The 12,261-nt window shown below is 62.5% G+C and carries 10 protein-coding genes; 3 read left to right on the plus strand and 7 right to left on the minus strand.

What is annotated here, in order from left to right; translation table 11 throughout:
- Window positions 1-32: 32 nt before the first annotated feature.
- Together AC0GUR_RS05870 and AC0GUR_RS05875 are read right to left on the minus strand one after the other, a co-directional pair.
- Window positions 33-1,319, minus strand: coding sequence for an alpha/beta fold hydrolase (locus AC0GUR_RS05870; protein WP_472876535.1), 1,287 nt, complete (start codon window positions 1,317-1,319; stop codon window positions 33-35).
- A 200-nt stretch (window positions 1,320-1,519) separates the two neighbouring features.
- The gene (locus AC0GUR_RS05875; RefSeq protein WP_472876536.1) at window positions 1,520-3,172 is read right to left on the minus strand and encodes a serine hydrolase; all 1,653 of its coding nucleotides are present in this window, start codon (window positions 3,170-3,172) and stop codon (window positions 1,520-1,522) included.
- 141 nt (window positions 3,173-3,313) lie between these two features.
- Between AC0GUR_RS05875 and AC0GUR_RS05880 the strand changes: the two genes are divergently transcribed.
- Complete coding sequence (locus AC0GUR_RS05880) at window positions 3,314-4,105, plus strand: phosphatase PAP2 family protein (RefSeq protein WP_472876537.1); 792 nt, start codon at window positions 3,314-3,316, stop codon at window positions 4,103-4,105.
- A 92-nt stretch (window positions 4,106-4,197) separates the two neighbouring features.
- On the opposite strand, the gene AC0GUR_RS05885 is transcribed toward AC0GUR_RS05880, so the two are convergent.
- From AC0GUR_RS05885 to AC0GUR_RS05905, 5 genes are all read right to left on the minus strand, one after another.
- Window positions 4,198-4,716, minus strand: coding sequence for an Ivy family c-type lysozyme inhibitor (locus AC0GUR_RS05885; protein WP_472876538.1), 519 nt, complete (start codon window positions 4,714-4,716; stop codon window positions 4,198-4,200).
- A 92-nt stretch (window positions 4,717-4,808) separates the two neighbouring features.
- The gene (locus tag AC0GUR_RS05890; RefSeq protein ID WP_472876539.1) at window positions 4,809-7,076 is read right to left on the minus strand and encodes a thiamine pyrophosphate-dependent enzyme; all 2,268 of its coding nucleotides are present in this window, start codon (window positions 7,074-7,076) and stop codon (window positions 4,809-4,811) included.
- A gap of 89 nt (window positions 7,077-7,165) precedes the next feature.
- The gene (locus AC0GUR_RS05895; RefSeq protein ID WP_472876540.1) at window positions 7,166-7,645 is read right to left on the minus strand and encodes a nucleotidyltransferase family protein; all 480 of its coding nucleotides are present in this window, start codon (window positions 7,643-7,645) and stop codon (window positions 7,166-7,168) included.
- Window positions 7,642-8,184 carry a GNAT family N-acetyltransferase gene (locus AC0GUR_RS05900; protein ID WP_472876541.1) on the minus strand — a complete coding sequence of 181 codons (543 nt, stop codon included), beginning with the start codon at window positions 8,182-8,184 and terminating at the stop codon, window positions 7,642-7,644. Before AC0GUR_RS05900 ends, AC0GUR_RS05895 begins: the two co-directional genes overlap by 4 nt.
- 148 nt (window positions 8,185-8,332) lie before the next feature.
- A complete protein-coding gene (locus AC0GUR_RS05905; RefSeq protein ID WP_472876542.1) occupies window positions 8,333-9,502 on the minus strand; it encodes an acyl-CoA dehydrogenase family protein in 1,170 nt (389 codons plus the stop codon).
- Between the two features lie 392 nt (window positions 9,503-9,894).
- Between AC0GUR_RS05905 and AC0GUR_RS05910 the strand changes: the two genes are divergently transcribed.
- Window positions 9,895-10,770: a DMT family transporter gene (locus AC0GUR_RS05910; RefSeq protein WP_472876543.1), complete on the plus strand. Its 876-nt coding sequence runs from the start codon at window positions 9,895-9,897 to the stop codon at window positions 10,768-10,770.
- Window positions 10,771-11,009: 239 nt separating this feature from the next.
- Window positions 11,010-12,245 (plus strand): efflux RND transporter periplasmic adaptor subunit, encoded by a 1,236-nt coding sequence (locus tag AC0GUR_RS05915; protein WP_472876544.1) that lies wholly within the window; start codon window positions 11,010-11,012, stop codon window positions 12,243-12,245.
- The last annotated feature ends 16 nt before the right edge of the window (window positions 12,246-12,261 follow it).

Genomic DNA, 12,261 nt, shown 5'->3' on the forward strand with positions numbered 1-12,261 from the left:
GTTTGGATTGGCGCCTCAACGTCAGGATGCCGTCAGCGTGGGGGTATCTGCGCCCGAACGCTGGCGCCATAGGGTGCGTGCTTCACGTCCTGCTTGATCCAGTCAGCCAGCAGACGGAAATAGCCTTCGGAAATGCGCGTGTAGTGACGGGTGCCGTCAGCGTCCTGCACAAACTCGTAGATGCCGTGGTCGGTGTGCGGGAACACATACAGGTCGATCGGCCGGCCGTCGTGGATCATCGTCTTGAGCCGCACTTGCGTGAGCGCATTGGGCGCCTCGCGATCATCACCTGCCAGCACCCACAGCTGCGGTATGTCCAACGAGCGCATCACGGCCTGCGCATCGTAGTTCCAGATGATATTGAGGTTGTCCAGCCGTGGTGCGCCGGTGCGCCGCAGATCCTGCTCGTCATCCGCCAGGACGTCGCCCGTGAACTCGCCTTCGATCTTGGACAACCACGGCTCGCCGGCATAACGCCGCTTCACTTCAGCCAGTCGCTCGTAACCACCGTTGAAATGCGCTGCCATGACCGCGCTGGTGGCATCGGTCACTTCGCGGGCTTTGGCTAGGGTGGCCGCGTCATAGTGCTTCTCTTCCATTTCGAAGGCGACCTGTTCCTGGTCCTCCTCCAGCGGTGTCAGCACCAGGCCAAAGCCGACCGTGACGAAATCCGCCTTGGCCAATTTGGCGGCAAGCGGGGCGATCCAACCGCCCTGGCTGCCACCAAAGAAACCGGCTCGGCTGTAACGCCCCGCCGCAAGCTTGCGAGCTTCATTCAATGCCGCAGCCGCGTCATCACCGAGCAGTTCGAAGTTCTGCGTATAGCTGCCTTCTGAGGCACCCGTGCCGCGCTTGTCATAGGCAAACACCGAGAGTCCTTGGGCCGCCAACACATAGGAGTAATAGCCGCCGATGCCTGGCGTCTTTTCCGCACCATGCACAAACACCACCAGCGGCGGTTTGCCCTTGGTGTTGAGCGGTTCAATGAGCACGCCAGCCAGCGACGTGCCGTGACTGGTGAAATGGGTGGGCGTTTCCTTCAGCGGCAGTTTCGGCCATGACGCATAGCGCCCATCCGCTGCCTTTACGCTGACGGCACCGTTCTCGCAGCGCACAGGACCGTCTGCAGCGTTGATGTCGCCACGACGCCCGTCGAGAAAGGTGTAGCGCGAGGGTGCATTCGCGCGGGAAGCGGTGGGATTGGAAACCACCACAACCTCTTTCCCTTCGACACCGTAGACGCCGTACTCGCAACCGGCGTGGGCCAGTGCAGGCGACAGGACCGACAGGGCAATCAACAGACCAGCGACACGTTCCATGATGTTTCTCTCCGCGCGGAATGGCGTCGCGCGTGCGGGCATATCTTCGCTGCCATACGAAGTGCGTGTGGGGAAACACGCAGCCTCACTATAGGTGTCAGCCAGCCTGCCGCCCCCTGCCGCAAGTCACTCGCAGCATGCTCACATTTCCGGGGCGCGCTCTGGGCGGCGCTGCGAGTGCCTGCGCCGCCCAACGCTACTTAGTTCGCGTTGGCAGTCACACCGCTCTTCACTGGCGACAGCCGCAGATCCTGGAAGTCAAAACTGAAGTCGGTGAGCGGTGACACCGGCTGCATACGTACCTCGCGCACCTTGCCATCGGCATCCAGCGCGTAGCTGACGAACGCGTCGGCATTGAGCGAGCGATCATCCCAGCGAACGATAAACGTGTCGTGCTGCCAGGGCTCCATGGTGCCCGTCAGCTGCGCCGTCTTGGAGAACGCAAGGCGCAGCTTGCCGCCCTGCTGACTCACCACGACATCGCCGTACCACGGATCGCGGAACGTACCCGCGTAACCGGCCAGCGGCAACGACGGCTTGCTTTGCTTGTCGCGCGCTGCCTGGTGCTTCTTCCAGCTGTCGTCGGCATTGCCTTCGGATTTCTTGACCGCAGCAGCGTAAGCGGCCACCCAGTCTTTTTTGTCTTTGCCGAGATAGGCATCAAGTACGCGATAAGTCACTGCATTAAAGGCAGCGCCCGACTCCTGGTTGGTCAACACCACCACACCCAGCTTCAACTCGGGCATCAGGGCCACACGCGACACCATGCCTGGCCAGCCGCCGGTGTGCGAGATCAGTCGATGCCCCTGGTAATCGGACAGGGACCAACCCTCACCGTAACCGGAGAAGTTGGGCCTCGTTTCCTTCAACTCCGGCACCGAGGGCTCGGAGATCTTTATCGGCGTCAGCATCGACCACATCTGTTTCTGGCTGTCTTCGGAGAACAGCGCCTTGCCATTCGGCAGCTTGCCGCCTGCCAGTTGCATGTTCATCCACTTGGCCATGTCGTGCACGCTGGCGTAGATGCCGCCTGCCCCTGAATTATTCGACCAGGCCATCGGCGGCACCGGCTTCAGCTCGGTGAAATTGAACTTGGCGTGGCCCGTCGCCACATCCATGCCTGGCTTCAGATCCGTCATGTCGACCAGCGACTCATCCATACCCAACGGCTTGAAGATGCGGCTGCGGATGAAGTCGGCGTAGCTCTGGCCGGAGACCTGCTCGATCACCAGCGTGGCGGCCGCGTACAGAATATTGTCGTAGGCATAGGCGCTACGGAAGCTGGTCGCCAACGGCACATAGCGCAGGCGCTGCACCACGTCCTTGGTCGAGTAGTTGGTCGGTGGCCAATACAGCAAATCGCCTGCGCCCAGCCCCAGGCCACTGCGATGCGCCAGCAGGTCGCGGATGCGCATTTCGCTCGTCACATAAGGGTCGGACATCTGGAACCAGGGCAGATAATCGATGACCCGGCCATCCATGTTGACCTTGCCTTCTTCAGCAAGCATCTGCAGCGATGCCGACGTGAATGCCTTGGTGTTGGAGGCGATGGCGAACAGTGTGTGCGCATCCACCGGCGCGGGCTTGCCAAGCTCGCGCAGGCCATAGCCCTTCTCCAGCACCACCTGCCCGTCCTTGACGATAGCGACGGCAATACCTGGGACATCGAACTGCTTGCGCACGCTATCGACATAAGCATCGAAGTCCTGCAGTTGCACAGGCAAGGTCGGCTGAGCGTTGCTGACTGCCACTGGCGCTGCCACAGGCGCCAAGGTCTGCGCCCATATCGGGGCGGAAAGCATCAGCAAGGCGCAACAACCCACCACGCGCGGGGACAGGGTTCGCAGGGACATCCATCGACTCCGGAACAATAGAAACACCCACTATCGCGGCAAATGCGACCCGATGCCAGCACCGGTAGTCATGCCCGCGGCTCGCTCTCGACGCGGCTCGCTGCAATGGGGATGATGCTCGATCAGCTTCGAGGAGTTTCGATGAACGATCTGGTGGAATGGATCGCCGAGCACGCCATGGCTGTGTGGGCCGGCCTGCTGGTGCTCGCCGTGCTTTCGGGGGACATGGCCTGGCACTGGAACCGCCGCCAGCGCGAAGCGGCAATCGCCGCCGGGCACGAGCCCACGGTGATTCGCGGCCTGACCGTGCTGATGCTGCTGGTCGCCATGTCGCTGCTGTTTGCGGCCATTGCCATCGCGTTGAAGGCGGAGGCCACCCTGTGGCTGCCCAGCTTCGACGCCACACTGGCCGAGGATCTGCGCGAACGCATGCAGCCGGCCATGCTGCGGGTAGTGGCGGCGGTTTCGCATCTCGGCGACCTCGGCACCGTGGCGGCAGCGACCGTGGTGGTGCTGGCAGCGCTGTTGTTACGTCGCCAGCCGCGCCTGGCAACCTGGTGGACCATTGCCATGGTCGGCGTCATGCCGATCAACAGCGGACTCAAGGCGGTGTTCCAGCGGCCGCGACCGCTGCACAACCTAGGGTTTATGGTCGAACACGGCTGGAGTTTCCCCAGTGGCCACGCGTTTGGCGCCATGGTGTTCTACGGGATGCTCGCCTATGTGTTGCTGTGCGTGCTGCCCCATCGGTGGCATCGACTGGTGATTGCTTGCGCGGTGGCGATGGTGACGGTGATTGGTCTCAGCCGCATTGTGCTGCAGGTGCACTACTTCAGTGATGTGATGGCAGGTTATGTCAGTGGGTTGGTGTGGCTGGTGGCGTGCATTGGCGGTGCGGAGTGGCGGAGATTACGAGCCTCGCACAATCGGTAGCCTTCCTGTAGGAGCGCACTTGTGCGCGACCGGGGTACACCAAGAGGCCGCGGTCGCGCACAAGTGCGCTCCTACAAAAAAAGCCAGTGGGCTCAGTTCGTCGAATACAGCTTCTGCTTCAGCAGTGCCTTCGCTGCTGCATCCGGCGCGCCCAGCCAGATCAAATCATCATTCGCCGAATCGTTACTGTCCACATCACTCGACGCCCCCGCCTTACGACGCGCAAACAAGCCGGACATGGCATGCGTATTCACGTCGTACAACACCAGAATGCGCTCGCTGGGACAGTCGTGAGGCTTGCAGGATTCAGCAAGTATCTGCGTGCGCCCGTCGACCTGCACTTGCTGCGCGGGCGTGGATGTTCCGCCCTGATGCGCCCACGGTGGCAGCTGATCGGCATTGGACAATGCTTCAAACGCACTGGCGAAATCCGGGTGCCGCAGCAGATCCGGAAAATAGGTGGGACCGTTTGACGTACCGTTGCCGTTCACCAAATCAGGGACGGCGGATGTCTCCGCTTTGGCGGGAGTTACCGCCTCGGCCGGCTCCTGCTTCTGCGAACAGCCGGCACAGGCGATAAGAAGACTTAAAGCGATCAAGCGGTACGACATGGGCATCTCCTTCGAAAACAGGCGCGCCCGTGCCAATTCGCGATGAAGCATGCATGACGCACCGGATCCACCGGCGCGTCATGTTGCTTCGATCAGGCCAGCTTGTGTGCCGCGGCGACGACGTCGGCCTCGCCCGGCAACACCAGCAACGCAGCACCGGCGAGTGGCGTGTAGGTGTCTGCACCCACCACACGATGCAGCGGTGTGGCACCGCTGCCGCCTTCGACGATGGCGGTGATCATGCCCTCGCCCACGCCCGCGCTGCGCCGGCCTTCGTCCAACACGATGATGCGCTTGGCCGACTTTGCCTGTTCTGCGATGAAGGCATTGTTGAGAGGCGCCAGCCAGCGCAGATCCACCACGCGCACTTTCCAGCCAAGTTCCGCTTCGATGGTGCGCGCTGCGCGCAGCGACATCGGCACACCGTTGCCGAAGGTGAACACCACCAGATCGTTGGCGCTCTCGTTGTAGATGCGGCCTTCGCCCAACGGCAAGGCCTGCCCCGGCGCGGGATAGTCGAACTGCCACTGACCATCACCCGCTTCGTACAGGTCCTTGGTCATGTACAGCGCGATGGGTTCGAGATACGCGCACACGCGCCCGTCGACCTTGGCCAGCGCCGTCATGGTGCGCAGCATATTGGCCGCATCGTCACCACGGCTCGGGCAACCCACCACGAGGCCCGGAATGTCGCGCAGCGCGGTAATCGAGTTGTCGTTGTGGAAGTGACCGCCGAAACCCTTCTGATAGCCCAGGCTGGCCACGCGCATCACCATCGGGTTGCGGTACTGGTCGTTGGAGAAGAACTGCAGCGACGCCGCTTCACCACGAATCTGGTCGCAAGCATTATGGAAATACGCCAGGTACTGGATTTCCGGCAGGGGCAGCATGCCCATGTTGGCGTAGCCCTGCGCCAGGCCGAGGATGATGGTTTCATCCAGCAGCGTATTGAACACGCGGCTGCCCTTGAACGCCTTCTGCAGGCCTTTGGTGACGGTATACACGCCGCCCTTTTGCGCCACGTCCTCGCCGAACAATAGCGATTCGGGATACTTGGCCATGATGTCGTGCAAGGCCTGACCGATCTGAATGGCCAGATGGCGCGGCGGTTGCTTTTCCGGCAGCTTCTCCTCGCTGCCAAACGCGGCGATGCGGCGATCCTGGTAATTCGTGCGCTCGGCCTCTGCCTTCACCGCGGGAGGCGTGTACGGCGCCAGCGGTGTCATCACCTGCTCCAGCGTGGTCAGGCGCGGGCGGCGGTCAGCGTCCTCAGCAGCCTCAAAGCAGCGCTTGCGCGTGGCCTCGTAGAGCGCCAGCAGCGATTCGCGGGTGTAGAGGCCCGACGAAAGCGCGATCTCGGCAGAGCGCAACAGCGGATCGCTCGCCTCCACCGCGAACAATTCTTCCACGCTGCGCCATTCGATTTCGAAATCAGTGCCGGCGTGCCCCATCACGCGCGTGGTGCGCAGATGCAGGAAGGTCGGGCGACGCGTGGTGCGGCAATGTTCCACCGCGGCCTGCACTTGCGCGTAGCCATCGGCCAAGTCGAGGCCGTCGGCGTAGAAGTAATCCAGATCGGCGCGATGGCGGAAGTTGTTGGCCACCCAGCCGTTGGGTGTCTTCACCGAAATGCCGATGCCGTTGTCCTCGCACACGTAAAGCACGGGCGCCGGAAGCTTCTGGTAGGCCGTCCACGCAGCAGCGTTGAATGCCGTCTGTGCCGTGGCGTGATTTGACGAGGCGTCGCCGAACGAGCAGATGGCGATGCTGTCGTCGGGAATCGGCAGCTGATGACCAATGCGGCGCGCCTGTTCGATGGCAACTGCCGTACCCAGAGCCTTGGGCAGATGCGAGGCGATGGTGGAGGTCTGTGGCAACACCCAAAGCGGCTTGCTGCCCCACACCTTGTGACGGCCACCCGATGCCGGGTCTTCCATGCTGGCGGCGAATGACAACGCCGAATCCATCACTGGATCCATACCCGGCAACTTGCGGAAACGTTCGGCCATGAAACCGCCGGAGCGGTAATGCAGGAAGGCGGGATCGGTGTGACGCGCGAGACGCGCCACCATCGCGTTGCCTTCATGGCCGCTGGAGCCGATGGTGTAGAACACTTTGTTTTGCACGCGCAGCACGCGCGCCATCAGGTCCAGGTGGCGGCTGATCAGCTGCGATTCCAGCAGCTCGCGAAAACCGCGCGCATCGAGCGTGCTGCCCGGCAGCACCGGCGCGTGGTCGCCGCCCGGCGTGTGCACCTCGCCCTGCCACAGCTGCACGAACTCGGTGAAGTTCTGATCGACGATCTCGGCGCGGTTGAAACCCTTGTGGCGTGCCGTGAGGGAATACGGAATGGCGGTCATGATGTCTCGTCAACGAACGGCCGCTAGGCGGCAATCAGGGGATTATTGAATTGGGAGTGATACATGCGCCAGCGTGCTGTACTGCGCCGTTAAGCCGAGGAAGCTACAGCACGCAGCAGCGTAGCGCGCTGGAAATCTTTCTCGCGCCCAAAACTTTCAAGAATGCGAATCTGGTCATCAATGGAAGGCACCGGCACCGCCAGCCCATGCAGGCCAACCAGCGTCAAGCGCCCAGCCTGCACCGGCTTCCAGCCATCGCCTTGATTGAGCTCCAGCCCGCCCATCAGTTCCACGGGCACGCCTGGAAAACGGAAGCGTGCGAAATGCGAGCGAAAACGCTCCGCACCCGCAGGCTCGTAAACCTGCTCGCGCTGCGATGCCCACAACGCCATCAGGCGTTCGGCATCGTCACGCGACAGCAGTACATCGACATCGGCGACATCCACGTTGGCGCCCACCAACAACGCCGCTGCGCTACCGATCAGGCACCACGGCGCAACGCAATGCACGTGCAACTCGGGCACGATCTCGGCAAGCGTGGCGTACAGCGCGGGCGTGACGTGACTCATGCGCGTCGACGCCGCCATTCATCGCGGGTCTGGCCCCAGAGATCGATGGGCATCTCTTCAAACGGCGTAGGCAGCTTCCCGGCACCGCGATTGCGAGACCCGAGGCGCTGAGCCAGCGCTTGCGAAGGAACGTTGGCGCGATCGATGCAGTGAATCACATCGTCCCAGCCCAGCTGATCGAACGCGAAATCCATGCAAGCGACGGCGCCTTCCTGCGCGTAACCCTTGCCCCAGGCATGGCGCGCCAGCCCCCAGCCGACTTCCCTGGCGGGCCAGCCATCCGGATACCAAGGACCCATGCGACCGATCCAGCGGCCGCTGTTTTTCTCGATGACCGAGAACATGCCGAAGCCCTGGATAGCCCAGGCGCCAACCATGGTGAGAAACCCTCGCCATGCCACTGGACGTGCTTGTAGCCCGCCGATGAAGCGGGCGGATTCCTCGTCGGCCATGTTGGCGGCCCAGGCGTCAAAGTCCTCAGCCTGCGGCGGGCGCAGGATGAGGCGGTCGGTTTCGATGCGGATGTTTTGCCAGCTCATGCCTAGCACTCCATCGCCATGGATTTGTCACCCTCACCATCATCCCGGCGAAGGCCGGGATCCAGTGGCTTCGGTCCAGCAATGAGGCGCTGGATTCCGGCCTTCGCCGGAATGACGACCATGTGACGTTACGTACAGATGTGGGAAATCAGAACGCGTTGATACCCGTCAGCTCACGCCCCACCACCAGCTGATGCACCGTCTCGGTGCCTTCATAGGTGATGACCGATTCCAGGTTCAGTGCATGGCGGATCGCCACATGCTCCGTGGTGATGCCCGCGCCGCCGAGGATGTCGCGGCACTCGCGCGCGATGTCGATGGCCATGCGGCAGTTGTTCCACTTCGCCAGCGACACCTGCGTGGGCTGCATGTTGCCAGCGTCTTTCAGGCGACCGAGCTGCAGCGACAGCAGCTGCGCCATGGTGATGCGGCGGGCCATGTCGGCCATCTTGAGCTGCACGGCCTGGTTGGAAGCCAACGGACGGCCAAACAGCACGCGTTCCTGGGTGTAGTCGAGCACTTCCTTCAGGCAGGCCTGCGCGGCGCCGATCGGGCCCCAGGTAATGCCGTAGCGCGCCTGCGTGAGGCAACCCAGCGGGCCCTTGAGACCCTTCACATTCGGCAGGCGGTTGGCCTCCGGGACGCGCACGTTGTCGAAGAACAGCGCGGAGGTGACCGACGCGCGCAAGCTCATCTTCTTGTGCACTTCCTGCGCGGTGAAGCCCTTGGTGTCGGTCGGCACGATGAAGCCCTGGATGCCGTCTTCGGTCTGCGCCCACACGATAGCGATGTGCGCGAGGTTGCCGTTGGTGATCCACATCTTGGCGCCGTTGATGACCCAGTCGCCGCCGTCTTTCTTGGCATGGGTCTTCATGTTGGCCGGGTCCGAACCACCGTGCGGCTCGGTGAGGCCAAAGCAGCCGATGACTTCGCCTGCCGCCATCTTCGGCAGGTAGTGCATTTTCTGCTCTTCGGTGCCATAGGCGTAGATGGGATACATGCACAGCGAGCTTTGCACCGAGGCGAAGCTACGCAGACCGGAATCACCGCGCTCCAGCTCCTGGCAGATCAGGCCGTAGCTCACACCGTTCATGCCGGCGCAACCGTACTTTTCGGGAATGGTGGCACCCAACAGGCCGAGGTTGGCGATTTCCGGAATCAGTTCCTTCGGAAAACGGCCCTGGTCGAAGCAATCCCCAATGATCGGCAACACTTTTTCGTCAACGAAGCGGCCGACGGTGTCCTGCACCATGCGCTCTTCATCGGTGAGCAACGAGCGGACATCGTAGAGATCGAGGGGATTCAGGCGAGCGGACATCAGTGAGGTTCCGTGACTGGGGCAAACCACCATTCTAGCGGGCCTTTCTGGCCGGGTCATGGCTGGGTGCAGCAGCTCGCTGCGCCTCATTAATGCGCGAGATCGACCGCGCAAGTAATTGATTGCATGGGCTCCGTGCAGGCCGAGACGCATAAAGGCCAGGAAAACGCCCGCGTACGGATCTGCCTGTGCCGTTCGGGGTAGGCGGCTGATGCAGGCTGTGGGACCATGCGCACCCATTCCCGTCATTCCAGCGTAAGCCGGAGCTGCGAACCCCAGAAGCGGTGAGCGCGGCGAGTCATCCGGTCTTTTGCAGCACATGAAAGGCACGGGGTTCCGGCGCAGACCAAGCCCGGACAACGGGTAGCTACGGCGTCTTGCGCGGATCATTCATGTTCAAAGGTGTTCTACTCGGCTTCGCCTGTTACGCCGCCTATGCGATCAGCGATGCTTTCGTGAAATCACTGCATGGCACGCTGCCGGCGTACGAGGCCGTGTTCTTCGGTGCGGTACTGATGCTCAGCGCCCTGCCCTTCATCCGCCATCCCGGCGACCGGTATCTGGATGTGTTCCGCGCACGCAAGCCGAGCCTGTGGTGGATTCGCGCCATCACCGGCGCCATCTGCAATATCTCCGCGGTCATCGCGTTTACCGCCTTGCCGATGGCCGAGGCGTTCGCGCTGATTTTTCTGTTGCCGATCTTTGTCACCGTGCTCTCGGTGCTGTTTCTGAAGGAACACGTGGGCTGGCGTCGCTGGCTTGCCGTCATCATGGGTTTCGTCGGCGTGCTGGTGGTGCTGCGCCCCGGCTTCCGTGCATTGGGCGTGGGACACCTCGCGGCGATGACGTGCGGCCTTTCAGGCGCGGTATCGGTAGTTGCGTTGCGCATGGCGGGGCCACACGAAAAACGCATCAGCCTGTATGGCGCCGGCGTCATTGGTCCGTTGGTGAGTGGTGGCCTGCTGATGCTGCCGCACTTCGTATGGCCGGATCTTCACCAGTGGTTTCTGCTTGCCGGTTATGGGCTGCTGGCCGGCCTTGCCGGCGTGCTGTTGATGCTTGCCACCCACCACGCGCCGGCCAATCGGGTGGCGCCCACCCAGTACAGCCAGATGCTGTGGGCCATCGGTTTCGGCTACTGGCTGTTTGGCGACAGGCTGGACTGGCCGATGCTGATTGGCATTGCGCTGATTCTCGGTTCGGGTTTGTTCACGCTAGTGCGCGAGGAGCAAGTCACCGGCTGGTGGAAGCGCGCTCGCATGGTGTAAACGCCTGCCCATGGCGGCGCGCCCTCTGGGCGCATCTCGCGCTCACCGATCCATGACGACACTTGTGCGATCAGTCCGCACAGGCGCAGTGATATTGCGTCAAGGCCGATACCCAAACGGGTGACAACCATCCGCCTGCCACCCTGCAGCGCACAGGGGTCAACCCTACCCACCACGAATCGTTAAAAGTATTTCGACAGATATTGCGAGCTGTGCAATGAATCGCTGGGAGATGGTGCATGAGTGCCGAAACCCCGAAAGCGGTCGGGCCATTCCATAAGCGTCGAGGGCTGCTGATCGCCCTGCTCGTCGCCATCGCACTGATCGTGCTGGTGGCCATCCATATCATCGGCGGTGGCAAGGCCAAGACAGGCGCGCCGCCGCAAGTAGTGAGCGCCGCCACCGCCACCCTGGGCTCCATGCCCGAAATCCTGAACGCGCTGGGCACGGTGACACCGATCGCCACGGTGAATGTGCTGCCGCAATTGAGCGGCTATCTGGTGGCCGTCGGTTATCAGGAAGGCCAGGATGTCGAGAAAGGCCAGTTTCTCGCGCAGATCGACCCGCGCCAGTTCGAAATCGGCAAGCAGCAGGCACAAGCGCAACTGATGAAGGATCAGGCCAGCCTGTCGCTGGCACGCTCCGACTTCGCACGCTTTACGCAATTGCACCAGCAGAACTCGATCGCCGAGCAGACCTACGTCGACCAGAAGTACACGGTGCAGCAGCTCGAGGCCACGATAAAGGCCGATCTCGCGTCCATCGCGCAGTTCGAGCTCGATCTCTACTACTGCCACATCACGGCACCTGTAGCCGGACGCGTGGGTTTGCGACTGGTCGATCCCGGCAACTTCGTCACCCAGTCGACCTCGCCAGGCATCGTGACTATTACCACCATGAAGCCGACCACCGTGCAGTTCACGGTGCCGCAGAATGCACTGGGGCGGGTGCTGGAACGGGTGAACAGCGGCGCGAAACTGCCTGTCACGGTCTACAACAGCGACAACACCAAAAAGCTTGCCACGGGCACGCTGTTTGCACTCAGCAACCAGATGGCGACCAGCACCGGCACGGTGACCTTGCGCGCCAGCCTTCCCAATGATGACGAAGTGCTGTTCCCCAATGAGTTCGTGAACGTGCAGCTGCTGGTCAATACCTTGCAGAACGCCGTGCTGGTGCCCACGCCTGCGGTATTGAGCGGCGCGCCGGGCCATTACGTTTACCTGGTCAATGCGGACCAGACGGTTTCGGTGCATCCGGTGACGCCGGGGCCGAGCGATGGCAAGCACACCGTGATCTTGACCGGCCTCACCGCCGGCCAGCAGGTGGTGACCGACGGCATGGATCGGCTCAGCGACGGCGCGAAGATCAGGATCGCCACCACCAGGCCCCGTGCCACGGAACACGCGCCGGCCACACCTGCGCAAAACCCACCGCAGGACGGCCAGCGTGCACACGCCACTGTGCCGTCGTGAGTAACGGGCGCGCGAC

The organism is Dyella sp. PARNA 12/25, from assembly GCF_055702865.1.